The organism is Flavobacterium sp. FlaQc-28, assembly GCF_044007415.1.
In the GTDB taxonomy this organism is placed as follows: Bacteria; Bacteroidota; Bacteroidia; order Flavobacteriales; family Flavobacteriaceae; genus Flavobacterium.
In genome coordinates this window covers 310,596-336,700 of sequence record NZ_JBIPCM010000001.1, presented here as the reverse complement: position 1 = coordinate 336,700, position 26,105 = coordinate 310,596, and the positions used below count along the sequence as shown (strand labels likewise).

At 33.0% G+C, this 26,105-nt stretch carries 29 protein-coding genes; 5 read left to right on the top strand and 24 right to left on the bottom strand.

Annotated features, from left to right (window positions below; genetic code table 11):
* Window positions 1–32: 32 nt before the first annotated feature.
* The 6 genes from ACHRVL_RS01420 to ruvC all read right to left on the bottom strand — a co-directional run bounded on the left by ACHRVL_RS01420 (window position 33) and on the right by ruvC (window position 4,001).
* A complete protein-coding gene (locus ACHRVL_RS01420) occupies window positions 33–419 on the bottom strand; it encodes a hypothetical protein (RefSeq protein ID WP_395409775.1) in 387 nt (128 codons plus the stop codon).
* Between the two features lie 3 nt (window positions 420–422).
* A complete protein-coding gene (locus ACHRVL_RS01415; RefSeq protein WP_395409774.1) occupies window positions 423–773 on the bottom strand; it encodes a DUF4260 domain-containing protein in 351 nt (116 codons plus the stop codon).
* Window positions 770–1,171, bottom strand: a complete 402-nt coding sequence (locus ACHRVL_RS01410) for a GNAT family N-acetyltransferase (protein WP_395409772.1) — start codon at window positions 1,169–1,171, stop codon at window positions 770–772. The genes ACHRVL_RS01415 and ACHRVL_RS01410 overlap by 4 nt, the downstream gene beginning before the upstream one ends.
* 165 nt (window positions 1,172–1,336) lie before the next feature.
* Complete coding sequence (locus tag ACHRVL_RS01405; protein ID WP_395409770.1) at window positions 1,337–2,122, bottom strand: cyclase family protein; 786 nt, start codon at window positions 2,120–2,122, stop codon at window positions 1,337–1,339.
* Between the two features lie 87 nt (window positions 2,123–2,209).
* Entirely contained in the window at window positions 2,210–3,364 is a 1,155-nt protein-coding gene (gene hemW, locus ACHRVL_RS01400; RefSeq protein WP_395409768.1) for a radical SAM family heme chaperone HemW, read from the bottom strand.
* An 82-nt stretch (window positions 3,365–3,446) separates the two neighbouring features.
* Window positions 3,447–4,001, bottom strand: a complete 555-nt coding sequence (ruvC, locus tag ACHRVL_RS01395; protein ID WP_071636057.1) for a crossover junction endodeoxyribonuclease RuvC — start codon at window positions 3,999–4,001, stop codon at window positions 3,447–3,449.
* Window positions 4,002–4,105: 104 nt separating this feature from the next.
* Between ruvC and ACHRVL_RS01390 the strand changes: the two genes are divergently transcribed.
* Window positions 4,106–5,050, top strand: a complete 945-nt coding sequence (locus ACHRVL_RS01390; RefSeq protein WP_395409767.1) for a hypothetical protein — start codon at window positions 4,106–4,108, stop codon at window positions 5,048–5,050.
* Window positions 5,047–6,150, top strand: coding sequence for a glycosyltransferase (locus tag ACHRVL_RS01385; RefSeq protein ID WP_395409765.1), 1,104 nt, complete (start codon window positions 5,047–5,049; stop codon window positions 6,148–6,150). Before ACHRVL_RS01390 ends, ACHRVL_RS01385 begins: the two co-directional genes overlap by 4 nt.
* A 17-nt stretch (window positions 6,151–6,167) precedes the next feature.
* On the opposite strand, the gene ACHRVL_RS01380 is transcribed toward ACHRVL_RS01385, so the two are convergent.
* Window positions 6,168–6,653, bottom strand: a complete 486-nt coding sequence (locus ACHRVL_RS01380) for a hypothetical protein (RefSeq protein WP_395409764.1) — start codon at window positions 6,651–6,653, stop codon at window positions 6,168–6,170.
* 48 nt (window positions 6,654–6,701) lie between these two features.
* The gene (locus tag ACHRVL_RS01375; protein ID WP_395409762.1) at window positions 6,702–7,085 is read right to left on the bottom strand and encodes a hypothetical protein; all 384 of its coding nucleotides are present in this window, start codon (window positions 7,083–7,085) and stop codon (window positions 6,702–6,704) included.
* Between the two features lie 50 nt (window positions 7,086–7,135).
* Here ACHRVL_RS01375 and ACHRVL_RS01370 point away from each other — a divergent pair, with 50 nt between their 5' ends.
* Together ACHRVL_RS01370 and ACHRVL_RS01365 are read left to right on the top strand one after the other, a co-directional pair.
* Complete coding sequence (locus tag ACHRVL_RS01370) at window positions 7,136–7,636, top strand: DUF456 domain-containing protein (RefSeq protein ID WP_395409759.1); 501 nt, start codon at window positions 7,136–7,138, stop codon at window positions 7,634–7,636.
* A gap of 272 nt (window positions 7,637–7,908) precedes the next feature.
* Window positions 7,909–8,511 carry a DUF937 domain-containing protein gene (locus tag ACHRVL_RS01365; protein WP_395409757.1) on the top strand — a complete coding sequence of 201 codons (603 nt, stop codon included), beginning with the start codon at window positions 7,909–7,911 and terminating at the stop codon, window positions 8,509–8,511.
* 62 nt (window positions 8,512–8,573) lie between these two features.
* Here the strand turns inward: ACHRVL_RS01365 and ACHRVL_RS01360 are convergent, their stop codons facing one another.
* The 6 genes from ACHRVL_RS01360 to ACHRVL_RS01335 all read right to left on the bottom strand — a co-directional run bounded on the left by ACHRVL_RS01360 (window position 8,574) and on the right by ACHRVL_RS01335 (window position 13,795).
* Window positions 8,574–9,482, bottom strand: coding sequence for a pseudouridine synthase (locus ACHRVL_RS01360; protein ID WP_089052477.1), 909 nt, complete (start codon window positions 9,480–9,482; stop codon window positions 8,574–8,576).
* Between the two features lie 176 nt (window positions 9,483–9,658).
* A complete protein-coding gene (locus ACHRVL_RS01355; protein WP_395409755.1) occupies window positions 9,659–10,615 on the bottom strand; it encodes a geranylgeranylglycerol-phosphate geranylgeranyltransferase in 957 nt (318 codons plus the stop codon).
* Between the two features lie 61 nt (window positions 10,616–10,676).
* The gene (locus ACHRVL_RS01350; RefSeq protein ID WP_395409753.1) at window positions 10,677–11,267 is read right to left on the bottom strand and encodes a DUF502 domain-containing protein; all 591 of its coding nucleotides are present in this window, start codon (window positions 11,265–11,267) and stop codon (window positions 10,677–10,679) included.
* 72 nt (window positions 11,268–11,339) lie between these two features.
* Window positions 11,340–12,278, bottom strand: a complete 939-nt coding sequence (locus tag ACHRVL_RS01345) for a mevalonate kinase (RefSeq protein WP_089052480.1) — start codon at window positions 12,276–12,278, stop codon at window positions 11,340–11,342.
* A 30-nt stretch (window positions 12,279–12,308) separates the two neighbouring features.
* Entirely contained in the window at window positions 12,309–12,659 is a 351-nt protein-coding gene (locus ACHRVL_RS01340) for a four helix bundle protein (RefSeq protein WP_395409752.1), read from the bottom strand.
* A gap of 29 nt (window positions 12,660–12,688) precedes the next feature.
* Window positions 12,689–13,795: a diphosphomevalonate/mevalonate 3,5-bisphosphate decarboxylase family protein gene (locus ACHRVL_RS01335; protein WP_395409751.1), complete on the bottom strand. Its 1,107-nt coding sequence runs from the start codon at window positions 13,793–13,795 to the stop codon at window positions 12,689–12,691.
* A gap of 143 nt (window positions 13,796–13,938) precedes the next feature.
* On the opposite strand from ACHRVL_RS01335, the gene ACHRVL_RS01330 reads away from it, so the two are divergent.
* Window positions 13,939–14,415, top strand: a complete 477-nt coding sequence (locus ACHRVL_RS01330; RefSeq protein WP_395409749.1) for a TspO/MBR family protein — start codon at window positions 13,939–13,941, stop codon at window positions 14,413–14,415.
* Between the two features lie 57 nt (window positions 14,416–14,472).
* Here ACHRVL_RS01330 and ACHRVL_RS01325 read toward each other — a convergent pair whose 3' ends face one another.
* The 10 genes from ACHRVL_RS01325 to ACHRVL_RS01280 form a co-directional block, all read right to left on the bottom strand.
* Window positions 14,473–15,180: a hypothetical protein gene (locus ACHRVL_RS01325; protein WP_395409747.1), complete on the bottom strand. Its 708-nt coding sequence runs from the start codon at window positions 15,178–15,180 to the stop codon at window positions 14,473–14,475.
* A gap of 6 nt (window positions 15,181–15,186) precedes the next feature.
* Window positions 15,187–15,939, bottom strand: a complete 753-nt coding sequence (locus ACHRVL_RS01320) for a carboxypeptidase-like regulatory domain-containing protein (protein ID WP_395409744.1) — start codon at window positions 15,937–15,939, stop codon at window positions 15,187–15,189.
* A gap of 73 nt (window positions 15,940–16,012) precedes the next feature.
* Complete coding sequence (locus ACHRVL_RS01315) at window positions 16,013–16,690, bottom strand: MBL fold metallo-hydrolase (protein WP_395409743.1); 678 nt, start codon at window positions 16,688–16,690, stop codon at window positions 16,013–16,015.
* A gap of 60 nt (window positions 16,691–16,750) precedes the next feature.
* Complete coding sequence (locus ACHRVL_RS01310; RefSeq protein WP_395409741.1) at window positions 16,751–17,323, bottom strand: Crp/Fnr family transcriptional regulator; 573 nt, start codon at window positions 17,321–17,323, stop codon at window positions 16,751–16,753.
* A gap of 3 nt (window positions 17,324–17,326) precedes the next feature.
* A complete protein-coding gene (locus ACHRVL_RS01305; protein WP_395409739.1) occupies window positions 17,327–17,974 on the bottom strand; it encodes an HAD family hydrolase in 648 nt (215 codons plus the stop codon).
* A gap of 6 nt (window positions 17,975–17,980) precedes the next feature.
* Window positions 17,981–19,189: an NAD(P)/FAD-dependent oxidoreductase gene (locus ACHRVL_RS01300; protein WP_395409736.1), complete on the bottom strand. Its 1,209-nt coding sequence runs from the start codon at window positions 19,187–19,189 to the stop codon at window positions 17,981–17,983.
* 115 nt (window positions 19,190–19,304) lie between these two features.
* Window positions 19,305–19,982: a glycerophosphodiester phosphodiesterase gene (locus ACHRVL_RS01295; RefSeq protein ID WP_395409735.1), complete on the bottom strand. Its 678-nt coding sequence runs from the start codon at window positions 19,980–19,982 to the stop codon at window positions 19,305–19,307.
* 111 nt (window positions 19,983–20,093) lie between these two features.
* Window positions 20,094–21,755 (bottom strand): alpha-amylase family glycosyl hydrolase, encoded by a 1,662-nt coding sequence (locus ACHRVL_RS01290; RefSeq protein ID WP_395409733.1) that lies wholly within the window; start codon window positions 21,753–21,755, stop codon window positions 20,094–20,096.
* A 212-nt stretch (window positions 21,756–21,967) separates the two neighbouring features.
* Window positions 21,968–23,827, bottom strand: coding sequence for a glycoside hydrolase family 13 protein (locus tag ACHRVL_RS01285; protein WP_395409731.1), 1,860 nt, complete (start codon window positions 23,825–23,827; stop codon window positions 21,968–21,970).
* Window positions 23,828–23,969: 142 nt separating this feature from the next.
* Window positions 23,970–26,084 (bottom strand): glycoside hydrolase family 97 protein, encoded by a 2,115-nt coding sequence (locus ACHRVL_RS01280; RefSeq protein WP_395409729.1) that lies wholly within the window; start codon window positions 26,082–26,084, stop codon window positions 23,970–23,972.
* Window positions 26,085–26,105: the final 21 nt, after the last annotated feature.

The window sequence follows — 26,105 nt, the reverse complement described above, 5'->3', positions numbered from 1 at the left end:
TATTTATCAATTTTAGCTAAAAATAATTTTATTCACTTATGATGCGGTTCACTAAACACAAAACTTTCTTCTGCTAAATTATGTTTTTTTCGATATTGATTTTCCCATTCAAAATAGCCTTCAGGTTCATCAGAACTAATTCCTTTTAGCCAATATAAATTTCCATATGATATCAACATTGCCCAATGGTATTCTGATTCATGGCAATAAAAGAATACATTGTTGTAATTTTCCGCATGAAAATTTTTGATAAGAAAAGAAGAAAACAACATATCTTTTGCTTCTTTATTTGTTTTTCCTGCATATTTCTCTATTATTGCCTCAATAATATGAATCCAAGATTTCAGATTAAAAATTATTGATTTACTTGTATCATCTGGATTAATGAATAATATATTGTCTTTTAATTTATTAATCATAGCTTATTTACCAATTTCACCTAAATGCGTGTATTTAAAACCTTTTTCATATTTCAATCCGTAACCAAATATTCGATCCATTGCCGAATGTGAAAATAAAATAATTCCAGCTAATTGAATACTTTCAATACAGAAATAACATCCTAAACCATAAATTAAAAGTGCAATTCCTTTATGATGAAAAAGATTGTACAGAAATGCACCAGCTTTATTCCCCAAAGCATATCCAATCATAGATAAATCTGGAGCTAGAATTAAAGCCAAAAACCACCACCATTCATAACTTAAACGGTTGAAAAGAAAAATTCCAAAAATAAATAAAGCTGCTTCTTCGAGTTTTAAGACTGTTTTCATTTGACTATTTTTTCCATCATCTTTTCAGGATGATTCAGTTTTGTAAACCCGAATTTTTCGTATAAAAAATGAGCATCGGTAGTTGCTAATCGCCAAAGCTTAACATTTTGAAGCTGTTGTTCGTTTATCATTGTTTCGATTAAAATCGAAGAATATCCTTTTCCGCGGTGTTCTTCTGTAATAAAAACGTCCATTACATAAGCAAAAACAACATAGTCGGTAATCACGCGTGCAAAACCAACTTGTTTGTCGTTTAAATATATTCCAAAACAAAATGAAGCATCAATTGCAGTCTGAACTTCTTCAATAGTTCTCGGCGCAGCCCAATAAATAGCTGCCAAAAAGTTTTGAATAAACGCAATGTCGAGTTTGGTTTTATCGGTTGATACTGTTATCATTGTAGTTGTGTTTTTGCCACGAATTTCACGAATTTGCGCTAATTTCTTTTGTTATTTTGCCACTCCCGACAGCTATCGGGATAAAAAGATTTATACAGATTGAATCATTTTTAACCCTTTAATCTATGACAAAAAAGTTTAATTCGTGTAATGTATGGCGATCTTTTAAATCTTATATAAAATAGGTTTTGATGGACTTGCGTCATTTTCAAACGAAGCGATTTGAAGATTTAGTATGTAGTTTCCATCTTCAGTTTCATCTGGAACATAAATCATTTCTGTGATTGTGGCATTTAATCGTGCATCTTGATTTAGAGTATGTGTATCTTTTACATTCCAAAACGCTTTATGCGCCAATAATTTTCCTTCGTCATGTTCTTTGTCAACGCTTGGTAAATCAATCAGTAAATGTTGAATTTCGCTTTCGCGGATGAAAATCGCAGCTTCTTCAGACAAATAAGGCGGGTTGGTATTCGAGTATTTTCTTGACTTTTTGTCTTTTTGATTTGGAAGTGTTCGAATTACTAATGCTTCGTTTGTTAGGTTGAGTCGGTCCCGATAGCTATCGGGAGAAGCGCTCAACGCTTTTTGAACTTGTTCTTTAGTAATAACATAATCATCTCCAGTTTTTTCAGGCTCAATGGTAATCAATTCAGCAAAAAAGAAAAACTGTTTTAAAGATTGATTAATACTGTAAAAATCATTGGTAATATGTCCCAAACATTCCGTGTGCGTTCCATGCCCATGCGGATTGAAGAAAATATTATTAAAATTCGTAGATGATTTTCCTTCAGAAACTTTCCCAATCCAGTCTCCAAAAACTACAGGTTCGATAACTGGTTTTTCGATATACCACGCAATCGGATTTTCGTCTGTATTGGTCAATGGAATTGATATATCAATAGGTTTTGATAAGTCGATTTGATATTTATTGTCTAAAAGTGCAAGCATAATGGAACACGGATTTTACGGATATTCTAACGCAGATTCTACGGATTTATCAGCGTTGCTTGCATCCGTTTTATCAGCGTCCAATTTTTATTCTTCCAAATTTAGATAAAATAAATCTGAAGCAATTCCATCCGTTAAAAATTTTCCTTTTGGAGTTGGTTTTAGAATGTTATTTTTGATAGAAAGTAAATCGTCGTCTAAAAATTTTTGACTTTGTTTCTTCAGATAATTCAAATATTCTAAACCAAATTCCTTTTCAATTCTGTCTAATGATACGCCCCAAATCGTTCGTAATCCCGTCATAATATATTCATTATAACGATCTGAAATAGTAAGAACTTCGGTTTCAATTGGAAGTTCGTTGTTTTGAATTGCTTTTAAATACAATGAATTATTGGCAATATTCCAGCCTCTTTTTTCGCCGTCATAACTATGCGCCGAAGGTCCGATTCCGATATATTTTTTACCAAGCCAATATGCCGAATTGTTTTTAGAGAAGTAATTCTCTTTGCTAAAATTGGATAATTCGTAATGAATAAAACCATTTTTCTGAAGCGTATCCACCAAAATCATAAAATGATTCGAAGCAGCTTCGTCTTGCGGTTCTGCGATTTTTCCTGTTTGAATTAATTTGCTTAAAGCCGTTTTCGGTTCAACCGTTAAAGCATAGCTCGAAATATGTGGAATGCCAAAACTTAAAGCGGTTTGAATATTCTGTTTCCACATTTCGTCAGTCATTCCCGGAATACCATAAATTAAATCAAGCGAAATATTATCAAAATACTTCGTTGCTTCTTCTAAACATTTTTTGGCTTCCGCCGAATTATGAGCACGATTCATCATCTTCAAATCTTCTTCATAAAAAGACTGAATTCCGATGCTTAGTCTATTTATAGGGCTTTTAGATAATTCTAGAATTCTTTCAGGAGACAAATCATCCGGATTTGCCTCCAATGTGATTTCTGGATTTTCTGAAACTTTATAATTTTTATAAACTTCAGAAATTAAAAAGTTTATTTCGTCATTTGATAACACCGAAGGAGTTCCGCCGCCGAAATATATAGTTTCTACAATCTCATTTTCACTTCGAGCGGAGTTGAGAAGCTCATTTTTGCGCATAGCAATTTCTTTAGCCAAAGCCAAAACCATCTCGTCTTTCTTTTTCATCGAAGTCGAAAAATGAAAGTCGCAATAATGGCAAGCCTGCTTGCAGAATGGAATATGTATGTAGATACCGCTCATTTTTTAATTAGGTAATGTGTCAATTTGATAATTAGATAATGATTATTAGACTTGGAAGAAATTATCTAATTGACTAATTATCTCATTTTCTAATTTTGTCCTCATTTTGTTTTACAAAAGCATCCCAGCCCGAATAACTTTTCCCGGCAACGACTTTTCCTGAGTTGAAAAAATGACAAACTGCAGCTGCCAAACCATCTGTTGAATCGAGGTTTTTAGGTAATTCTTTTAAACCTAGAAGTTGTTGCAGCATTTTGGCAACTTGCTCTTTACTGGCATTTCCGTTTCCGGTAATTGCCATTTTTATCTTTTTTGGTTCGTATTCTGTAATGGGAATATCTCTTGAAAGTCCCGCCGCCATTGCAACGCCTTGCGCACGTCCTAATTTCAGCATCGATTGCACGTTTTTGCCAAAGAAAGGTGCTTCAATAGCAATTTCGTCTGGATGATGCGTTTCGATTAATTCTATGGTGCGTTCAAAAATGATTTTTAATTTTTGGTAATGATTGTCGTATTTGGACAATTGCAATTCGTTTAATTGCAAAAACTCCATTTTTTTATTGATAACTTTTATCAATCCAAAACCCATAATTGTAGTTCCAGGGTCAATACCTAATATGATGCGTTCTTTTGTCAATTGTTTTTTGTTTCAAGTTTCAAGTTTCAAGTTTTTTGAAAATCAAAACGATTCATTTTCTCATTTTCAAATTGCCACATTTCCAAATTGATTACTTTTGCGGCATGATTTCAATTCCTCACAAAGCTAAGCAATTCCTTGTTCTTCTAGTCAAACTTTTGATTGTAGGCGGCGCATTTTATTTTATTTACAATCAGCTGGCTAACAATGACAAATTAGACTGGAATAAATTTATCGTTTTGTTCAAAAAAAATCAGTCGGTTTTAGGGGTTTCGTTTATTTTGCTTTTGAGCGTTTTGAATCGTTATTTTGAAATTTTAAAATGGCAGAATCTGGCTAAAGTAATTCATGAAATCTCGGTTTACGAATCTACAAAACAGGTTTTGGCCGCTTTAACTGCAGGAATTTTTACACCAAATGGAGTAGGAGAGTACGCAGGGAAAGCATTGTATTATCCGAAATCTGATGCAAAAAAAGTAGTTTTCCTGAACTTAATCTGCAACGGAATCCAAATGATTTTAACGATCATTTTTGGGATTTTTGGATTGCTGTATTTCAATGCACAGTTTAATGTAATAACGACTAAAACTGTCTTAATTTTGTTTGGAGGATTTTTACTGATTTTACTTGTTTTATTTTCTATAAAAAGAATAAAAGTAAAAGGATATTCGATTGAAAAACTGATTCATAAAATCAATGAAATTCCAAAATCAATTCATCAAAAAAACATCTTTTTAGGTATTTGCCGCTATTTGGTTTTTTCGCATCAATATTACTTTTTGTTTTTAGGGTTTGATGTCGATCTGCCATATCTGACTTTAATGGCGGCTATTACATCTGTTTATTTTCTGGCTTCGTCTTTACCAACATTTCAGTTTTTAGATTTTGCGGTAAAAGGAAGCGTTGCTATTTATTTCTTCGGAATTTTAGGGGTAAACGAATGGATTGTAATTTTTATCAGCACGTTAATGTGGTTTTTAAATGTTGTTTTGCCAGTTGTTTTGGGAAGTTATTTCGTGTTGAATTTTAAGACCAAAACAGCAGAATGATTTTTGCGTTATTTTCGATAACAGCAATTTATACTTTTAGCATTAGTTTACTTGTTTATGGTTTTTTTAAAGTAAAACAATATCATAAAAGAGAGTTAAGTCCAAAAACAAGCTTTACGATTATAGTTCCGTTTCGAAATGAAGCTGAGAATTTACCCAATCTATTAAACAGTTTTTCGAATTTAAATTACCCAAAAGATTTATTCGAAGTAGTTTTAGTCGATGATAGTTCAGAAGAAAAGTTTCAGGTCTCAAGTTTCAGGTTTCAAGTTTCAGTAATTGACAACATCAGAATATCAAATTCTCCAAAAAAAGATGCGATTACAACCGCAATGCAGCATGTAAGATCCAATTGGGTTATTACAACAGATGCTGATTGTATGGTGCCTGAAAACTGGCTTTTAACTTATGATAATTATATTCAGGACAATAAAGTCTCAATGCTTGCCGGGGCTGTAACTTATGAATGTAAAAATTCATTTTTAGATCATTTTCAGCAATTAGATTTAATGAGTTTACAAGGTGCAACTATTGGGAGTTTTGGCTTAAATAGAGGTTTTATGTGTAATGGAGCTAATTTTGCCTACACAAAATCAATATTTGAAAGGCTAAATGGCTTTGAAGGGAATGATAAAATTGCCAGCGGAGATGATGTTTTTTTGCTTCAAAAAGCGATTGAAAAATTCCTAGACGAGGTTCATTATTTAAAAGCTAAAGAAGTAATTGTAAGTACAAAACCAACTGAAACTTGGAAATCTTTGTTTTACCAAAGAGTACGCTGGGCAGCCAAAACAAGTTCTTATAAAAGTAGTTTTGGAAAGCTTTTAGGTTTAATTGTTTTCTTTGGAAATCTGAGTTTTGTAATTGGTTTTTTCTACTTCCTTTTTGGATTTTGGTCTTATTCAGTATTTGTTTTACTTGCTTTTTTTAAGTTTTCAGTAGATTTTGTGCTGCTTTATACAACCAATAAATTTTTATCAAAAAATAGAATTAAAAGTCTTTTGTTAAGCAGTTTGCTATATCCTTTTTTTAGTTCTATAGTAGCTTTGTACAGCTTATTTGGATCGTATGAATGGAAAGATAGACGATTTAGAAGCTAAAACTTTTTTAGAGAAAACTATTTCTCGTCTTTTGCTTTAAGAATAACGGGTAAAATAAATTGCGTTTTTACTGGAATACCGCGTTTTATAGCAGGATTTATTTTTGGGAAATTAACTAAACGTGCATGAAGAATGCTGTCAATTTTGATGGTGTCATAAGCCACAGAATCTTTAGGAAACTGTGGTTCAAATTTCATAACAGCATTTGGAAAAATGGTTACTTTTACCTCAATAGTATCAAGTTCAGGATACATTATAGATAAGCTGTCGACGTTTAATTTTTCTTGAATTAGAGTTGACATAACATCAAAAAAACACTTTTGGCGTTGTTTTTTATCGGTGATTTTTTCACAGTCAGCCACCGTTGGATATTCGTCAACTTCTTTCCAGTTTATAGATTTTAATTCTTTTTGAAGTAATTCTTTTTCAGACGGAACCTGCTTCTCAAAATATTGACAAGAATTAAAAAAAAGAATAACTATAAGAAGGAAAAAATGTTTCAAGATTATGACGTTGTATGGAACAATGAAAAATAGGGTGTAAAAGTACGATTATTTTTTTTGAGAAGCTTTGTATTCAAGATAATCTTCATAGCGTTCAGAGAGCCATTGTTCTTTGTTTTGTTCTGCAACTTGCTTTTGATCAGGGTATAAGTGAGCAAGACGATCGGAAAAAGCGGCAATTCGAACGGTGTAATTATAAAACTCTGTTTTAGTTAGAGTAATATTAGGATCATTTTTTCGATTAAAAAATTCAAAGAAAAGTGCATCAAATTCTTTCATAGAGAAGTTTTGAACTTTTTTCTTATTACTTTTATAAATGCTGTCTTGCAGTAATTGATCGTCTTGTGAAAGTTTTTTAACTTGCGTATAAGCTTTACTGTTGACAATAAGAATCAAAAAAGAAAATAAAATGAGTTTTAAAAAACGTTTCATTTGTTAACTTCATTAAAGGTTATGTAGGGGCAAAATTACAAAAAAAATATATGGATTTATTATTGTTAGCACTAGGTTTTATATGCATAATCATTGGCATTTTTGGAAGTTTTTTACCTGTTTTGCCTGGTTTGTCAAGTTGTTGGGTTGGTCTGCTTTTATTGTATTTAACGAAAGCTGTTGAGAATAATTATTGGGTATTAGGAGTTACATTGCTGCTGACTGTAATTATTACAGTTTTAGATTATATCATTCCTGCTAAGGGGACGAAAAAATTTGGAGGCAGTTCTTACGGAGTTTGGGGAACTAATATTGGGCTGGTAGTTGGAATTCTTGCACCTATTCCGTTTGGTGTAATTATTGGTCCTTTTGTTGGTGCTTTAGTAGGAGAAATGCTTTATGATTCTAAAAATCATCAACGTGCTTTTAAAGCAGCGACGGGTTCACTTCTTGGATTTTTAGCTTCTAGTTTTATAAACTTTATGTTTTGTATGATTTATCTAGGTATTTTCATAACGATAGCTTGGCAGAATCGTTCGCTATTGTTTTAAATGTTAAAATTTATTTAAGCTTTTTCTTATTTTTTAATTTTTATCGATTATTTTCTTAAAATTTAATTTTTTAACTTGCTTCTCAAGGCTTTATGTTTATTGAGACTTGCGTTGTTTTTTGTAAATACATATAAATGTCATCGGTAAAATTTTAACTAATTTTTTGGATATGTTAGAATATTTTATATTTTTATCACGATAAACGATAAAAAGCCTCACTTTATCGATTATTTTGAATGACTTTAAATAATTATTTTTAATAAGTTAATAGTATGACCCCAAACCTACAAATTGAACTTAGACGTTTTATTTCTTCTAATGTTGTTTCAAAGCTTAACAAATTTTATTTTGAAAATGATGCACTTTTAATAAAAGGAATTGATGTTTCAATAGGTACAGTTTTAATGGGGCTGTACAATAAAGCCGAAGAATCTGGTTTTTATAAAGATATTGTATCGTTTATTGAAGATGATTCGACTTTTTATCAGGAAGTAGATTTCAATTCAGGGCGAATATTATCAGTAGATGACTGTTACCGTATAGAAGGAAATGTTTTGCTGAAAGAAATTTTTACGAATAAAAAGGGAAGGATTTCTGAAATGATCTCGAATGAAGTTGGTATTAAAAGCGAAACAGCCCGAGAAATTCTTAATTTTTCAGCTCTTTTAGTTATCTCGTATCTTAAAAATAATCTGCAATTACTGGATAGTTTAAAATTGCTATTAGAAGAACAAAAAAGAGATATTTTAAACAGTATTCAGCCGGGAATCAAAATAATTTTAGGATTTTCATGTTATGAAAATGTTGAAGATAAAAACCAAAATATAGGAAGATCTATTTTTACACTTTTTGGACATAACTTTTTTGCATTCTAAAAAAAATCCCGTCTTACGAAGTAAAACAGGATTTAATATTTTTAAACAATTTTGAAAATGTATTAAGCATTTTTCAAATTGATAACTTCTTGGTCAGTTAAGAAACGCCAGTTACCTCTTGGTAAATTCTTTTTAGTTAAACCTGCAAAAGATACACGGTCTATACGAAGCACATCATAATCAAAATGTTCAAAAATGGCACGAACCACTTTTACATTTGATGAGCGTAGTTTAAGACCTACTTCACTTTTTGCTTCTTTTTCGATGTAGCTTATTTCTTCAACAAAAACACGGTGGCCGTCAAGAACTAAACCTTTGCTGATTTTTTCTAAATCTTCAAATTTTAGATTTTTATCTAAAGAAACCTGATAGATTTTAGATGATTTCTGACTTGGTAAAGTAAATTTACGAATCATATCAGTATCGTTTGTAAACAACAATAATCCTGTTGTATTTTTGTCCATTCTTCCTACAGGAGCAATTTTTGCAGTTGTAGAACCACGAACAAGTTCTAGAACGTTACGATATTCCTGTCCTTCATCAAGTGCAGTTGTAAAGTTTTTAGGTTTATTCAATAAAATGTATTCCTTTTTTTCAGGAGTTAAAGTAACACCGTCAAAGTTTACAACATCATTTAATTTTACTAAATAGCCCATTTCTGTAACTGGAACGCCGTTTACTTTAACGTTTCCAGACTGAATATATATATCAGCATCACGACGAGAGCAAACCCCTGAGTTTGAGATATATTTATTCAAACGAATCTCATCAGAAGCTTTCTGTCTTTTTGGTGCCTGATTTTGTTTCTTAATTTTTTGCTCCGCAGCTTCTTGTGCCGCTTTAACTTCAGGCTTCACTTTTTTCGGCCCTTGAGCACGTTTCGCCATAGGAGGTTTTGGCTTGCTAGAGTTTGATCTTGAACTGTTTGGTCTAGATCCGCCTCTTTTATTATTGCCTTCCTTATTGTTCATAAATTCTGTAATTTGTGCAAAGATAGTTTTTTCTGCCCAATTAATCTTAAGTTCTATGTTCTTAGATTAATAGCAATAAAATTTTAGTTGATTTAAAACGTTACAATAAGCTTTTTTAAACATCACATTTGTTTTCTGTTCCTATATTTTTACTTTAAATCTGTTTGAACCAACTTTTAGTAATTAGAGATCAATTCACGTCCGTGCCACAAAACACTTGGATTGATCAAGACGATGCAAAAAACCCCCGAAACGATCAAGAATTTTAAAACATTATGCAGCAGTAAAAATTGTTCTTTAGAATTTGATTTCCACAGATAAAGAAGGAAAAACAGCAAAACAATAAAACAGGTGTAAAAGTAAATATCCATATAACCAACATCATAAATATTGACTAGAATATAAACTGGAATTACCGTTAAAAATGTCAAAATGGTGATGATCTGTTTAGATACTTTTTCGTTATAAATAATTGGAATTGTATGGTAATTATTAGCTAAATCTCCTTTTAGATTTTCTAAGTCTTTTATCATTTCTCTAATCAAAAGCAGTAAAAACAAGAACATTGCGTGCGCCGAAATTACCGCAAAATGACTTCTGTGATTTTCAATTTCTTCAAACGAGATCGAATTGTAGAAATACAATAAAATGGCAAAAAAAGGAATAACAGCCATAAATGCAGCAGTTAAATTGCCTATAATAGGGTATCTTTTTATTTTATGAGAGTAAAACCAGATTATAAAAATATAAGCAGAAAAGAATAAAAAAGCCCGCCAAGAAACAATAAAAGCCATTAAAGCAGCTAAAAAGTTTAAACTAAAATAGACTGATAATTTAGTTTTTTGACTAACCAATCGATCCAGCATTGATTTGTTGGGTCTGTTTATTAAGTCTTTTTGACTGTCGTAAAAATTATTAATAATATAACCTGAGGCGATTGTTACGGCAGATGCAAAGACTATTAGGAATAATTTGAAATCAAGCAGAATGTCGAGTGCTCTTTTTTCTGGTGCTAAAATGAAAATTGCTGATAAATACTGCGCCAGAATAATAATCGGAATGTTGTAACCGCGAACGACAGAAAACAAACTTACAATTTTCATTAATAAAAGTTTGTGTTGTCTGCTTAACATGAGTTATAAGGGGATTGATTAGATTTAGGGGAAGTTAGAAGTTATTTTTTGATTCTGAAATTTAGAGTTTGTTTTTTAACAATTCTTTAGAGCCATAACCTAATTTTCGAATACAGGCTAGGGCTTGTTTTTGTGTAATTTGAATGTCTGTAATATCTTTTTTTTCAACAAAAACTACTGATCCGCTCCACGGATTTGGCGCGTCTGGAATAAAAACTGTAAATTGATTTTCATTTACCTGCTCTATTAAAAAAGCAAATTGTAAACCAGCATCGGTAGGAACTAAAATTACTTTTAAGTCTTCATTAGATTCAAATCCTAAAATATTTTCGTTCATGCTTTTCATAAATGAATAACCTGGAACGAAGCTTAAAATACCATCTTCTAATTTTTGAACTAACTTTTTAGCATTTGCCGTTTTTGCCAATACTCCGGCAACAAAACAAATAAGAATTATAATCAGTATTCCGATAAGTTCTTGAATTGCAATTCCTAAAACATTTACTTTAGGAAAGCTGTTTACAAGAGGGAGTGTGGTTTTTTGAATGATGACATATCCTTTTTCTAATACAATCAGTAATACAACTAAAGGCACTAAAAATAGAATTCCTCCTAAAAAAGTTGCTTTGATAATTTTTAAAATACTTTTCATATTCAGTAACTTTTTTAGGATTAAATATTAGGAAAGTGTATTCAAATAATTATGCTTTTAAGAAAATTAAACTTAAAATTGGTAAACTACTTCTAGCTTATAATCTTTTAAAGATGCTTTTGCACGTTCTAAATCTTCAGTAAAACCAAGGATATAGCCGCCGCCGCCAGAACCACAAAGTTTCAAATAGTAATCGTTGGTGTCAATTCCGTTTTGCCAGATTCCGTGAAACTGTTCAGGAATCATTGGTTTAAAGTTATTTAAAACCACTTTAGAAAGCTTTTTTGTATTGGTAAACAAAGATTTCATGTCTCCATGTAAAAAGTTTTCCACACAAGCATCGGTATATTTTACAAATTGGTTTTTAAGCATTGTACGGAAACCTTTGTCTTTTAGGTTTTCCATGAAAATGTTAACCATCGGAGCAGTTTCGCCAACAATTCCAGAGTCTAATAAAAACACAGCGCCTTTTCCGTCAAAACTTTGAGTTGGAATTCCCGTTGCTTCAATATTATCTTTAGAATTAATTAAAATTGGAATGCTCAAATAACTGTTTAATGGATCTAAACCAGAACTTTTTCCGTGGAAAAAACTCTCCATTTGAGAAAATATGTTTTTTAACTGCAATAGTTTTTCGCGAGTTAAATTTTCTAAAACCGTGATTTTGTTTGTAGCATATTTATCATAAATTGCTGCTACAAGTGCGCCGCTGCTTCCAACACCATAACCTTGCGGAATACTAGAATCAAAGTACATTCCGGTTTCGACATCATTTTTTAAAGTGTCTAAATCAAAAGTAACCAATTCAGGCTGCTGTACGTGCAAAACTTCAAGGTAAGAGGCAAAGCTTTTTAAACTTCTGTTTGATGCAATAGCTTCAGCCGAAGGTTCTTCGGACTTTTTTAATGCACCATTGTAAAAATTATAAGGAATAGAAAGTCCTTTAGAGTCGCGGATAATTCCGTATTCTCCAAAGAGTAATATTTTTGAGTAAAATAAGGGTCCCTTCATAATTGAAAATGAATAATTAACAATTGATAATTATATGTTTTTTGAAGTTTTTACGATGCTTGTTAATAATCGTAAAAGCTCTGTTATTTTTGGTTTAATATTTAGAAAATCTATATCAGATAGATATTTCGTTTCATGGAGCAAATCTAACCAATATTCGGTCTCGTTTGCTTCTTTTAGAGAAATGGATAATTTATGAATGAAATCTGCTTTACTTTGAGCATGTTCAGCTTCTCTAATATTTGCTCCAATTGATGTGCCTGAACGCAGCATCTGTCTCGATAATACAAATTCTTTACTCTCAGCTAAAACTTTATAAAGGTTAACAATATCAATTGCAAAGGCAAAAGATTTTTCTTTAATAACGTTTTTTCTCTCCATAAATTTAATCAATTATTAATTAACAATTGTTAATTATCAATTAATAAAGCTCCGTCTCCAATTTTGTCGCAAATGTACTGACGATTCTGACAAAATACAACTAATTCGTCCTGAATAAATTGAAGTACTTTTTCTGTAACGTTTTCGGGATAAAGCACATGTACATTTGCGCCGGCATCAAGTGTAAAACATACTGGAATCTGGGTTTCATTTCTGAATTTCCAAATTGCATTTATGATTTGCAACGTATTTGGTTTCATCAAGATAAAATACGGCATCGATGTCATCATCATAGCATGTAAAGTCAAAGCTTCACTTTCTACAACTTTAATGAATTCGTCTAAATTGCCGCTTTCAAAAATCGAAATTAATTGATCTAAGTTTTCATGAGCTTGAGCAAAACGCCTTTCAGCATAAGGATGATTGTGCATTAAATCATGACCCACTGTACTTGAGACTTGTTTTTCGCCTTTATCAACTAACAAAATAGTATCCTGATAATTCTTGAAATTCTCATGAATTGTGTATGGAAATTCAACCCCAAATAAATCAGAGCTTCCTTCAATATTAGCTTGGTTTCCCCAAACAACTACTTTTCCTTTTACACTTCGGCAAGCACTTCCTGAACCTAAACGAGCCAAAAATGAAGCTTTTTGATAAAAGTATTCATCAGTCATTTCAGGATTCAGCAATTTTTCCAAACTCATAAAATTCATTGCTAAAGCCGCCATTCCTGATGCTGATGAAGCAATTCCGGAACTGTGTGGAAATGTATTTTGTGTATCAATTGTAAAATGATAGTCTTTCAAAAATGGCAGATAAATTTCAACTCTTTCTAGAAATTTCTGAATTTTTGGTTTGAAATCTTCCTTTGGTTTTCCCTCAAAAAGTAAATCAAAAGAAAATCCATTTGTCTCGCTGAGCGGAGTCGAAGCGCTTTTTTTAGAAAACCCCAATTTCGTAATTGTTTTACAATTGTTTAAAGTAAAACTTACTGATGGATTTGCCGGAATTTGATTGTCTTTTTTTCCCCAATATTTCACTAATGCAATATTGCTGGGAGCACTCCACTCAAAGTTTCCGTTTTCGATTGTTGAAGTATATGGATTTGGTATAAAATCAGCTGCTGTAAACATGAATTATAAAATTTTGGCAAAGATAGTTTTTAAATTTTTTCACCATATAAGTAATATAAGAAAATATAAATCGGCTTTGCTAAAATGAACTTATATGGTTTAAACTTTTCTTTTGACTATTTTTGAATACAAAATTTAATGAAATGAATAAAATAGTTAAGATCATATTAGCCTTAATCGTTTGTTTGGCAGTGGGATATTCAGCAAGTACGGTAACAAGACCAAGTGTTGAAAGTTGGTATCCAACGATTGTAAAACCAGTTTTTAATCCGCCAAATTGGATTTTTATGCCTGTTTGGACTTTGCTTTACATTTTTATGGCAATTGCAGCGGCATTAGTTTGGGATAAAATAAAGGAACAAACGGAAAAGGTAAAAACAGCTCTTCTTTTCTTTTTGATTCAATTAACGCTTAATGCGATTTGGTCCTATTTATTCTTCGGATTAAAAAATCCGCTTTTGGCTTTAATAGAAATTGTTCTTTTATGGCTGATGATTTACGAAACATATTTAAAATTCTCCAAAATCAATAAAATTTCGGGTTATTTATTGATTCCTTATCTAGCTTGGGTTGGGTTTGCAACAGTTTTAAATGCTAGTATCTGGTGGTTGAATAAGTAAATTTTTTGTTTCAAGTTTCAGGTTTTTCTTTGTTTCAGGTTTATATAATGATTCAACTTACTCAAGTTTCTTAAATTCTTCATTTTTAGTATACAAAAAATCCATAACAGCTAAAACATTTGGATTTTCCAGAAGCGTTTTCGATTTCGGATCTGAGTCGCAAAAATCAATAAAAAGCTCTTTTTCTTCAGGTTTTATTTTTAGATTTTTTAGAAAAAAATCTGAAGGACAAGTAGTAATAACCAGTTTCTTAAAACGGTCGTCGGCAACTTCAAGTGTTTTCTTCTGCTTACCTTTTAAAGGAAATGAAACTCGAAGCGCTTCTCTAATTGAATTATCACTAACTCCTGTATTCCAGAATAAATCTTTGTTATTTTTACTAATTAATACATCTGCAACATCATCAGCACTAATCTTAACTTTATCAAATTCGACCTTATTTATTATAACTTCATTCAATTCTTCAGGTTTCAGAATCATGTTAACGAGGAGATTGTTGTTCTCAATATCTTTGGTGGTGATTTTTAATCTAGTAAATAAATAATCTTTCGAATAGAAAATTAAACTGTCCTGCATTTTTACCAAAATCGAGAACTCTCCTAATTCATTTGTTCTTGTACTAGTTTGTGCCGTTTTATTAATGACTTCAACATCTTTCAGAGCTAGATTTTGAGAAAGCACTTTTCCGTGAAGTACTTTTTCGGTTTGAGCAATACTAAGTTGATAAGTGAAAAAAGAAATTGTGGTAAGTAATTTTAGTTTCATCAAACTTTAGTTTTTAATTTCGGTTTTCAGCTTTTTAAATTCTTCATTTTTAGTATATAAAAAATCCGTTATAGAAAGGATATTAGGATTTTCTGAAATTATTTTAGACTGAGAATCAGCATCACAAAACTGTAGAAACAATTCTTTCTCTTCTGGCTTCAGTTTTAAATCTTTGTCAAAAAAATCGGGATTTATAGTGTTTCTAATTAGTTGAACAAATTCTATTTTTTTGATTTTTGGTTTAGGTTTTTCATCTTCTTTTTTTAATAGGTAGTAAATTTGCTTGCCGAGATAGACGAAATCGGAAGCATAGGGGTTGGGCCCAAAATCGTGATAACCTTCTATCTTTAATCCTGGCTTCGGTTTGTGCGAATTTAGTTTAATTTGCAATAATTCTTCCTTACTCAGTTTAATTGAGGTAGTTCTCTTGTCTAAAATAACTACTTCATTCAGTTCTTCCGCTTTCGGAATCATATCTATGATAAGATTATTGGTTTCGATTTCCTTTGTGGTAATTTTTAATCTTGTAAATAGATAATCTTTTGCAAAAAAAATAAGACTGTCCTGCGCTTTTGCAGCAATTGAAAATTCGCCCAATGAATTTGTTGTAGTACTTGTTTTAGTGGTTTTGTTAATAACTTCAACGCCTTTAAGACCAAGGTTGTGAGAAATCACTTTCCCGTGTAATAATTTCTCTGTTTGAGAAATAGAAAGCTGATAAGTAAAAAAAGAAATTGTCGTAAGTAATTTTACTCTCATATAGGATTAATTAGTTGAGAGTAAAATTATTAGAATTGTCTTAATGAAAACTTACAGAACATGTAAATTCTTGTTAATAATATAGTTTGAGTTTTCGAGCGAATCTTTCTAGCTCTCCATTATTTTTTAAAACAGGGCCGTGTCCAAAACAAAGTATTTTAGGTTTTAAAGCCACTAATTTTGAAATGGATTTTCTATTGGTTTCTTTATCAGAGGTAAATAACTGCGGCGGTTCATGTAAGCCGACTTTTGTTGTTAAAAGATTCATATTGGTCATCACATCACCAACAATTAAAACGCCATCACTTTCTCTGAAAAAGGACAAATGTCCGCTGGAATGCCCTGGAGTTTCAATAACTGTGAATCCGCCGATTTTATCGCCTTCTTTTAATATTTCAGAAACTTGGTGTCCTTTTCCTGCCCAGAATTGTTTTTGAAATTTCGGAATAACATGATTCGGATTTGGGTATTCGAAAATTACATTTCCATTTTCAGCAGCTGTCTTTTCAGGTTCACTGCATAAAAGAGGAATATTTAGCGTTTCGCAGATTACTTTACTGCTTCCCTGATGATCTGCATGTGCGTGAGTCAATGCGTGTTTGGTTATCGTGTTATCTTTTAAAGCCTTTATAATTATGTTTGCAGAACTTCGAATTCCTGCATCAATTAAAACATCTTCAATTATATAACAATTGATTGCATTTCGTGGAAACAATGGAATTTGGTAAACGTCTTTGGCAATATTTTTCATTTTCTTGAATTTTATATTGACAAAGATTTGAATTTGGGTTCTTAATCTACTTGATAAATGTTAAGAAATATCCTGACGGATTCTGCTCAGCGATTCAGGAGTAATGCCGAGAAAGGAAGCGATATAAATTAATGGAGTTCTTTGAATTATTTTGGCTGGAGCCGATGCTAAAAAAGTCTGGTATTTTTCTTTTGCAGGAATCATTTGCAGTTTTAAAACACGATCTGCCATGCAAAGGTAATTTTGTTCGGCTAAAATTCTGCCGACACGTTCCCAATTCGGTATTTCGTTATACAGAAACTGCATTTTTTCGAAAGTAATCGAAAGCACTTCGCAGTCCTCAATGCACTGAATATTTTCAAAAGAAGGAGATTGATTTATAAAACTGGAATACGAAGCGATAAAACCATCATTACAACTTAAATACGTCGTGATTTCTTTTCCATCTTTGAGATAATAAACACGAGCTAAACCTTCAACAATAAAGAAAATTTTATTGCTGATTTTTCCCATCGACGAGAGAAATTCTTTGGCCTTAAAACTTTCATATTCAAAACAATAATCGATCTTTTCGATTTCATTTTCAGAAAACGAAGCGATCGATACTATTTGCTTTTGTAATTCAGCATTCATGTTTTATAATATCTCGATTAATTCCGAAGCATTGTTGATAACCAATTTTGCACCGCTTGTTTTTAATTCTTCTTCGGTTCTGTAACCCCACGAAACGCCAACAGGAAACATATTAGCATTTACAGCCGTTTTCATGTCAATATCAGAATCGCCTACAAACAGGATTTCTTCTGGATTTAAACTCCATTTTTTGCTTATTTCAACAGCCTCAAAAGGATTTGGTTTTTTAAGTTCTTCGGTGCTTAAACCAACTGCGGTATCAAAATAATCAGGAAATATTTCTGATGCTATTTTTTTAGTCAGCTCATCTGCTTTATTGGAGAAAACCGCTAATTTGATATTTTGGGAAGTTAAATTATCTAATAATTCTAGGATTCCTTCGTAAGGTTTTGTTTTTGAGGTACAGATTTCACGATATTCGTTAATCATACGTTCGAAACAAAATTCAATCTGTTCGTGTGAATTGTTTGTTGAAGGAAGTGCTTTACTAACAAGATTTCGCAAACCGCTTCCTATAAAATATTGATACGTTTCGTAAGTGTGAGTAGGGAAATTTAGACCTTGAAGCACTTTATTCATCGCATCTGAAATATCGTGCAGTGAATCGACCAATGTTCCGTCTAAATCAAAAATAATTCCTTTAAATTTCATTTTGTATTAAATATTTTGAGCCAGAATAAACCCGCTTGTCCAGGCATTCTGAAAATTAAATCCTCCAGTAATAGCGTCGATGTTTACAATTTCACCAGCAAAATAAAGGTTTTCGTGAATTTTGCTTTCCATTGTTTTAAAGTTGATTTCTTTTAAATCGATTCCGCCGGCCGTTACAAACTCTTCTTTAAAGGTACTTTTTCCATTTACTTTAAATTCGGCTTTAGTCAACTGGGAAACTAAATTCTGCAATTGAATTTTCGATAAATCTGCCCATTTGGTTTCCACATCAATTCCCGAAGCCAAAACTAAACTTTCCCATAAACGATTCGGAAAGTCAAAAGGAGATTTTTTTGAAACCGCTTTTTTAGCGTGTTCCTGTTTCAAGTCTTTTAGAATTTTTTCGGTGTCTTCTGTGTCAAGATCATTCAACCAATTAACAAAAATAGTAAACTGATAATTTTTGTCATGTAAAATACGAGCGCCCCAAGCCGAAAGCTTTAAAATCGCTGGACCGCTCATTCCCCAATGGGTAATTAATAAAGGGCCTGTCGATTCTAGTTTGGTATCTTTTACATGAACAGTAACTTGTGCAGCAACGCCTGGCAATTCTTTAATTCGGGAATCTTTGATATTGAATGTAAATAGGGAAGGGACAGGGCTTACAACAGCATGTCCGTGTTCCTGAAGCATTTCCCATATTTTAGGGTTGCTTCCTGTTGCCATTACTAATTTTTCGGCAGCGAAATTGTCGCTTTGTGTATCAATTTTCCAGTGGTTGTCTTTTTTGAAGATAGATTGTACGCTTTGACCCGTCAATACTTTTATGCCTAGTTTTTCGGTTGCTTTTAAGAAACAATCAATAATGGTCTGTGACGAATTAGAAACGGGAAACATTCTTCCATCTTCTTCAATTTTTAACTCAACGCCATGTTTTTCAAACCATTCAATGGTATCTCCTGAACAAAATTGATGAAAAGGTCCACGAAGTTCTTTTTCGCCTCTCGGGTAAAATTTTACTAATTCGTTTGGCTCAAAACAAGCGTGTGTTACGTTGCATCGTCCACCACCGGAAACGCGGACTTTAGAAAGTACTTCTTTTCCTCTTTCTAAAATAGCAATTTTCAGTTTCGGATTTTTCTCTGCAATATTAATTGCTGTAAAAAAACCTGCGGCGCCTCCGCCAACGATGATGATGTCGAAATTTTTGATCATATTTATTTTGGGTTGCCACGAGGGGTTTAGCCACGAATTCACGAATTATTTTAATGAACTCTCGAAATAACTTTGTCAAAGTTTAAAACTTTGACAAAGTTTCTCATGACGTTTTTTATATTTTGTCTGGATTATCAGAGATAATTCCGTTTACTTTATAACTTTTTACTTTTTGAATATCTTCTTCTGAATTTACTGTCCAAGGCAAAACTAGAAATCCTTTATCCTGCATTTGAAGGACATTATTTTCATTCAATAACTGAAAATCTGGATGAATGGCTTTTGCTTTTATTTTTTCGGCGAAAGCCAAAGCTTTACTTAAATCTTCTTCTGTTAAAACACCAATCGGGATATTTGGATTTAGGTTTGATGTTTCTTCCAGCATATTCCATTCGAAACTTGAAATGATGAAATGATTGTAATTCCATTTTTTTTCTGAAATATAGTCCTCAATTAATGCAACAACTTTACTGGGAGTGCCCAAACCTTTTAATTCGATATTGATTAAACATTTTTTGTTTACTAAATCAAAAACTTCTTTTAGAGTTGGAATTTGATGTTTTCCATCGATTAAAAAAGATTTCAGTTTTGCTAAAGTAAAGTCATTTACAAGACCTTTTCCATCGGTGGTTCTGTCGATGGTTTCGTCATGAATTACGATAATCTGTCCATCAGAGCTAACGTGAACGTCAAGTTCAATTCCGTCTGAATTTAAGTCTAAGGCTTTTTGGAAAGCTTGTAAAGTATTTTCAGGTTCGTAGGCTTTGGCACCTCTGTGAGCTATTTTTAGCATCTGTTGTTTGTTTAACTGCAAAGGTCGCAAAGTTTTACGCAAGGTTCGCAAAGTTTTTTATAATCTTTGCGAACCTTGCGATTTTTCCTTGCGACCTTTGCGGTTAAACTTTTAGATCAGTTCGAGTAAAATAATATCAAAATCATTGTCGATAATCACTTTTCCATCAATAACTTCGACTTCTCGATTCGAGTATGTGTCTTTTACTTTTGTTCCGTTTGGGAAGATATCGCCAACAGGAAGTTCTTTTCTGCCTTTTGGTAAATCTAAACCAATAACTACTTTATCTGTAAAAGCGCCTTTGGTAAACGTTCTTGAAAAAGTATAAGGATTGGGATTAATCAAATTATGAATTCCTGCGCCAACGGCTGGATGATTACGTCTAAATTGCCCTAATTTTTGCCAGTGTAAAAGTACTTTTTGGGTTTCAGGATTATTCTGAATAGCATCCCAATTCATATTCGAACGTAAGGTTGCATCGCCTTGTGTTCCTTCAACAACTAAAGAGCGATTTGATTCGTCGCCATAATAAACTTGAGACATTCCGGGTGAAAGCAACAATTTGGTTCCGGCTTCGATACCTTTTGTTCTGTTTGCATCAAAAGGTTGTCCGTCGTCGTGAGAAGACATATAATTAAGGACTGAGTATCCTTTTAAGTCATTGTTCAACGCATTCGAATATTTCGAAAACAAACCTTCATAATCGTTTTGAGCGGCGTTCCATTTAAATTCAAAATTGATCATGCTGTTGAAACCATTTTGAAAATAATTGACTTTGCGGTCTCCAAAATCATAATCCTGACCTCCGCTAATTCCGTAGCCATAAACTTCGGCGATTGTATAAAATGGGTTTTGATCTAAAACCTCCAATGGATGATGTTTTTTCCAAGTTTCAAAGGCGTAATCACATTCTTTTTTGAAATCGGCCCAAACGTTTTCATCGGTATGTTTTACGGTATCTCCACGGTAACCATCAATTCCAAATTCTAGAATATAATCTGTTAACCATTTTATGATGTAATATTTTGGTGTTCTTGGATAATTTGTTCTTTTGAAGAATTCATCAAGCGAAGCAATTTCTTTTTCATAACGGCCTTCTTTTTTCCATTTTTCAACTAGAAAAGGAGGGAGTGCAACTTCCTGAGTACTTTCTGTTCTAACGTCTGGAAGATTATCCACCAAAGTACACATCGTGGTATTTTCAAATGATTTGTAATCGCATACAACACCAGTTCTAACCCAGTCAGAAGGCCAAACGGGATCTTCTGGAGTTACTGGTCCGGTATGATTAATTACGCCGTCTAAAATTATTCTGATACCTTTTTCATGTGCTTTTTTTACGAGTTTTTCCAAATCTTCTTTGGTTCCGAAATTGGGATCGAGAGCTGTCCAGTCTTTTGCCCAATAGCCATGATAGCCGTAACTAAGGCCAGTTCCTTCATCAACGCCATCGTGAATTTGTTCGACAATCGGCGTAAGCCAAATGGCATTGATTCCTAGTTTTTCAAAATAGCCTGATTCGATTTTTTTAGTGATTCCGATGATGTCACCGCCTTCAAATCCGCGCAGTTTTCCCGGAGTTTTGGTTCGGTTGAAATTGACATCGTTTGAAGTATCTCCGTTGTAAAAACGATCTGTAAGTAAAAAATAAACATTTGCTCCTTCCCAAACGAAAGGTGTTTTCGAAGTATTATTCATTGTAACTGATTTTGAGCCAGAACAACCCGTAATTATGAATACTAAAGATAAAAAAAGGAAAGTGTATTTTTTCATTATTTAGGAATTTTTTAGGTGAAAAAATAGCCACGAATTCACGAATTTATTCTCAAAGATTGTCAAAAAAAATAATTCGTGAATTTGTGGCGAAAAAAAAATAGTTTCTCGCAGATTTCGCAGATTCGGCAGATTTTTTTTAAAATTATCTGCTCACCCGAGCGTAAGCGAACAGGCGAAGCAATCTCCTAAATCTGCGAGAGAAAAAATTGTTATTCCAATTCTAAAACCAAAGCTGATTTTGGTTCTAAAGTAATTTCAGAGGCTAAATCGAATGTTTTTCCTGTAATAACATCTTTACCAGATTTAAAGTTTTTGATGTTTTCTTTGAAACGATTTGTTTTTACAACCTGCTCTTTTGCATTGTTATTGAAAACCACCATTACGGTTTTAGCATCCGTATATCTGAAATAAACATATGTATTATTTTCTGGGATATAATGTGTCATTTTTCCGAAATGAACCGCTTCGTTTGATTTTCTCCAGTTGAATAATTTTGAAGTAAAATCAAAATATTGTGCTTGTTGAGCGGTTCTTCCTTCTTTTGTGAAAGCATTGTTTTTATCACCAGCCCATCCGCCAGGAAAATCCTGACGAATATCGGCGTCGCCTTTGCTTTTGTCACCGCCCATTCCAATTTCTGAGCCGTAATATACTTGCGGAATTCCGCGAATGGTTGCCAATAAAGTCATGGCTAATTTGTATTTTGGTAAATCATATTTGAACTTATCGTTCATACGATCGGTGTCATGATTTTCGGAAAAAACCAAAATGTTATTCGTGTTTGGATATAGAAAATCCATTGCAAAATTGTTGTAGAATTTAATCAATCCGCTGTCCCAGTTTGGCGTGTCTTCGTTGAAGGCAGAAGTAACCTGACTTTGAAGTGTAAAATCCATTACACTTGGAAGATTTGAATTGTAGTTTTCAATGGCACCAATTTTACTGTCTTTCTGCCAAAAAGCTAAATTCGCCTGATTGTGCATCCAAATTTCACCCACAATATTAAAATTCGGATATTCATCTGTAATAGATTTTGCCCAATTGGCCATGGCTGTTTTATCAGAGTAATTATAAGTGTCAACTCTGAATCCGTCAAGGTTTGCGAATTCAATCCACCAAATAGCATTTTGAGTTAAATATTTTGCAACCAAAGGATTTCTTAAATTCAAATCAGGCATAGAAGGTACAAACCAGCCGTCAACACAAACCTCTTGATCTGTTTTTGAAGCGTGAATGTCTGTAATTACTTCGCGTCTGTGATGTGTTTGCGTGAAAGTTTCGAATTGATTGAACCAAGTTTTAGTTGGAATATCTTTCATCATCCAATGGGTAATTCCCCAGTGATTCGTTACATAATCCATAACCAGTTTCATGTTCTTTTTGTGCATTTCTGCAGATAAACGAGCGTAATCATCGTTGGTTCCGTAACGCGGGTCGATTTTATAAACGTCCGATTGTCCGTAAGTATGGTACGAATGCTGTTTGTCGTTGTCTTCGCATAAAGGCGTGCTCCAAATTGTAGTTGCACCAAGAGACGAAATATAATCTAAGTTTTTGATGATTCCTTCGATATCGCCACCGTGACGACCGCTTGGGTCTTGACGGTTTCCTTTTTCAGTTAAAGAAGCGTCGCTGTCGTTTTTCGGATTTCCGTTTGCAAAACGATCTGGCATGATTAAGTAAATCAAATCCGATGCGTCGTAACTTTTTCTTTCGGCCGAATTCGTTCTTCTTTCTTTAAGAACATATTTTTGTTTGAAGGCAACTTTATTATTGTTTTTAAAAGAGAAAATCAATTCAGAAGCTTTAACGTCTTTCGTGTCAATTGTAACGAAAAGGTAGTTTGGGTTTTCTGTTTTTTCTACATTTTTAATCGCAACATTATTAGAAACCGAAGCTTCGTATTGTGCAATGTTTTTTCCGTAGAACATAATCTGCAGTTCCGGATTTTTCATTTCGGCGTACCAAAATGGCGGTTCTACTTTTTGGATTTGCGCTTTCGCGGAAGCGGAAAACAACAAAACCATTAAAAGTAATTTATAGATTAGTGATGTTTTTTGGTTTTTCATAGTCATAATAATTATTCTAATTGTCAGTCCAAGCGAAGTCGAGAACCTATGTGGCATCTCGACTTCGCTCGATGTGACAAAAAGTTGTTGATTAAAAAAAAGACAAGTAGTCTTGGGGGAGAGTTACTTGCCTTTTAAAGAATTATTTGGTTTCTATAATGCTTATCGCATATCCTCCTCCCGGAGCAGAAAGCTGAGATAATTTTGATTTATTAGTTACAGCAATTTTCTTGATCGTATAAGCTTGCGGATTTGTTTTGTAATGCGCATCTTTTGCATCAGCATAAATTGTTGCAGTGTATTTTTTTCCTTTTTCAAGGAAGCTGAAATCGATGTTTGATGTACGCGGAGTTTCTCCGTTTACGTTTCCAACAAACCAGTTGTTTGTTCCTTTTGCTTTACGGGCAACTGTAATAAAATCACCTGGCTCAGCCTCGATATATTTACTTTCTGACCAGTCTACAGCTACATCTTTAATGAATTGAAATGCATCTGGAAAACGGTTGTAGTTTTCTGGAGTATCAGCAGCCATTTGCAATGGGCTGTACATTGTAACGTATAATGCCAATTGATTTGCAATTGTACTGTTTACATGCGATTTATTATCAGGATTCATTTTGCTGATATCCATTTCGAAGATTCCAGGCGTGTAATCCATTGGACCACCGATTAAACGTGTAAATGGTATAACTGTTACGTGGTTTGGTTTAGAACCACCAAATGCTTGGTATTCTGTTCCTCTTGCTGCTTCGTTTCCAATTAAGTTAGGATACGTTCTAGCAATTCCTGTTGGACGAACTGCTTCGTGAGCATTTACCATAATTTTGTAATCAGCTGCTTTTTCGATAGCGTATTGATAGTGGTTTACAATCCATTGGCTGTAGTGGTTTTCACCTCTTGGTAAAATATCACCTACGTAACCGCTTTTTACAGCATCATATCCGTTATCGTTCATGAATTTGTAAGCAGCATCCATGTGGCGCTCGTAGTTACGTACAGATCCTGATGTTTCGTGGTGCATAATGATTTTTACACCTTTAGATTTTGCGTAAGCATGTAGCCCTTTTACATCAAAATCTGGATAAGGCGTTACGAAATCAAAAACATAATCTTTAGAATGTCCGAACCAGTCTTCCCAGCCTTCGTTCCATCCTTCAACCAAAACAGCGTCAAAACCATTTGCAGCAGCAAAGTCAATATATTTTTTTACGTTAGCATTGTTGGCTCCATGTGTTCCGTTTGGTTTTGCTTTTGAGAAATCAGAAACTCCCAATTGAACAGTTGGGAAATCGTTAGTATATGACCAAGAGCTTTTTCCTGTAATCATTTCCCACCAAACACCAATATATTTTACAGGTTTAATCCAAGAAGTATTCTCAATTTTTGATGGATCATTTAAGTTATAAGTCATTTTTGAAGCTAAGATTTCTCTCGCGTCGTCGCTCACCATAATTGTTCTCCAAGGCGAGTGGCTTGGTGCCTGCATATAACCTTTGTCACCTTTTGCATCTGGCGTTAACCAAGAAGTAAAAGTCAAGTTTTTATCATCTAAATTCAAGTGCATACAAGAATAGTTGATTAAAGCCGCTTCGTGTAAGTTGATGTAAATTCCGTCGTTTGTTTTTAACATCAAAGAAGTCTGAACTCCTGTTGGAGAAAAGTTCTTTTGCGAAACATTTGCTGTATATGCTTTTTCAGATAAACCTCTAATTTCAGATAATTTCGATTTTGTATAATCGTATTCCTGAGTATCATAATCTCCCGGAATCCAGAATGCAGTATGATCTCCAGTCATTGCAAATTGAGATCTTTCTTCTTTAATAGTAAAGTAAGTAAGATTTTTTTGAGCTGGGAATTCATATCTAAACCCTAGACCGTCTTCGAATAAACGGAAACGAATTACGATTTGTCTGTCTGTTCCTTTTTGATTTAAAGTCACAGCCAATTCATTGTAATGATTTCTGATGTGATCTACTTCTCCCCAAACTGGTTTCCAAGTTTCATCAAAAGTTGAAGTTTTAGTATCAACAACTGTAAAGTCATTCAACAAAGATTTTTTATCATCTTTAAGTTCAAGACCCAATTTACTAGTTTTTACAACTTCTTTGTTTTTGTATTTTAGATTGTACGTTGGAGTTCCGTCGTTTTGAAGAGAAAATTCCATTACGAACTTGCCTTCGGGTGATTTTAATTGTTGTGCTTCTGCAATTGAGCTAAAAGCAAACAAGATTAAACTTGCGAAAAATAAGTTTTTCATGTTTTTTAGATTTTAGAGTAT

What these genes read in the sequence shown, in the direction of transcription:
- ACHRVL_RS01420 (WP_395409775.1), bottom strand. Translation starts at nt 419, where the DNA reads ATGATTAATAAATTAAAAGACAATATATTATTCATTAATCCAGATGAT.
- ACHRVL_RS01415 (WP_395409774.1), bottom strand. Translation starts at nt 773, where the DNA reads ATGAAAACAGTCTTAAAACTCGAAGAAGCAGCTTTATTTATTTTTGGA.
- ACHRVL_RS01410 (WP_395409772.1), bottom strand. Translation starts at nt 1,171, where the DNA reads ATGATAACAGTATCAACCGATAAAACCAAACTCGACATTGCGTTTATT.
- ACHRVL_RS01405 (WP_395409770.1), bottom strand. Translation starts at nt 2,122, where the DNA reads ATGCTTGCACTTTTAGACAATAAATATCAAATCGACTTATCAAAACCT.
- hemW (WP_395409768.1), bottom strand. Translation starts at nt 3,364, where the DNA reads ATGAGCGGTATCTACATACATATTCCATTCTGCAAGCAGGCTTGCCAT.
- ACHRVL_RS01390 (WP_395409767.1), top strand. Translation starts at nt 4,106, where the DNA reads ATGATTTCAATTCCTCACAAAGCTAAGCAATTCCTTGTTCTTCTAGTC.
- ACHRVL_RS01385 (WP_395409765.1), top strand. Translation starts at nt 5,047, where the DNA reads ATGATTTTTGCGTTATTTTCGATAACAGCAATTTATACTTTTAGCATT.
- ACHRVL_RS01375 (WP_395409762.1), bottom strand. Translation starts at nt 7,085, where the DNA reads ATGAAACGTTTTTTAAAACTCATTTTATTTTCTTTTTTGATTCTTATT.
- ACHRVL_RS01370 (WP_395409759.1), top strand. Translation starts at nt 7,136, where the DNA reads ATGGATTTATTATTGTTAGCACTAGGTTTTATATGCATAATCATTGGC.
- ACHRVL_RS01365 (WP_395409757.1), top strand. Translation starts at nt 7,909, where the DNA reads ATGACCCCAAACCTACAAATTGAACTTAGACGTTTTATTTCTTCTAAT.
- ACHRVL_RS01360 (WP_089052477.1), bottom strand. Translation starts at nt 9,482, where the DNA reads ATGAACAATAAGGAAGGCAATAATAAAAGAGGCGGATCTAGACCAAAC.
- ACHRVL_RS01355 (WP_395409755.1), bottom strand. Translation starts at nt 10,615, where the DNA reads ATGTTAAGCAGACAACACAAACTTTTATTAATGAAAATTGTAAGTTTG.
- ACHRVL_RS01350 (WP_395409753.1), bottom strand. Translation starts at nt 11,267, where the DNA reads ATGAAAAGTATTTTAAAAATTATCAAAGCAACTTTTTTAGGAGGAATT.
- ACHRVL_RS01345 (WP_089052480.1), bottom strand. Translation starts at nt 12,278, where the DNA reads ATGAAGGGACCCTTATTTTACTCAAAAATATTACTCTTTGGAGAATAC.
- ACHRVL_RS01340 (WP_395409752.1), bottom strand. Translation starts at nt 12,659, where the DNA reads ATGGAGAGAAAAAACGTTATTAAAGAAAAATCTTTTGCCTTTGCAATT.
- ACHRVL_RS01335 (WP_395409751.1), bottom strand. Translation starts at nt 13,795, where the DNA reads ATGTTTACAGCAGCTGATTTTATACCAAATCCATATACTTCAACAATC.
- ACHRVL_RS01330 (WP_395409749.1), top strand. Translation starts at nt 13,939, where the DNA reads ATGAATAAAATAGTTAAGATCATATTAGCCTTAATCGTTTGTTTGGCA.
- ACHRVL_RS01325 (WP_395409747.1), bottom strand. Translation starts at nt 15,180, where the DNA reads ATGAAACTAAAATTACTTACCACAATTTCTTTTTTCACTTATCAACTT.
- ACHRVL_RS01320 (WP_395409744.1), bottom strand. Translation starts at nt 15,939, where the DNA reads ATGAGAGTAAAATTACTTACGACAATTTCTTTTTTTACTTATCAGCTT.
- ACHRVL_RS01315 (WP_395409743.1), bottom strand. Translation starts at nt 16,690, where the DNA reads ATGAAAAATATTGCCAAAGACGTTTACCAAATTCCATTGTTTCCACGA.
- ACHRVL_RS01310 (WP_395409741.1), bottom strand. Translation starts at nt 17,323, where the DNA reads ATGAATGCTGAATTACAAAAGCAAATAGTATCGATCGCTTCGTTTTCT.
- ACHRVL_RS01305 (WP_395409739.1), bottom strand. Translation starts at nt 17,974, where the DNA reads ATGAAATTTAAAGGAATTATTTTTGATTTAGACGGAACATTGGTCGAT.
- ACHRVL_RS01300 (WP_395409736.1), bottom strand. Translation starts at nt 19,189, where the DNA reads ATGATCAAAAATTTCGACATCATCATCGTTGGCGGAGGCGCCGCAGGT.
- ACHRVL_RS01295 (WP_395409735.1), bottom strand. Translation starts at nt 19,982, where the DNA reads ATGCTAAAAATAGCTCACAGAGGTGCCAAAGCCTACGAACCTGAAAAT.
- ACHRVL_RS01290 (WP_395409733.1), bottom strand. Translation starts at nt 21,755, where the DNA reads ATGAAAAAATACACTTTCCTTTTTTTATCTTTAGTATTCATAATTACG.
- ACHRVL_RS01285 (WP_395409731.1), bottom strand. Translation starts at nt 23,827, where the DNA reads ATGAAAAACCAAAAAACATCACTAATCTATAAATTACTTTTAATGGTT.
- ACHRVL_RS01280 (WP_395409729.1), bottom strand. Translation starts at nt 26,084, where the DNA reads ATGAAAAACTTATTTTTCGCAAGTTTAATCTTGTTTGCTTTTAGCTCA.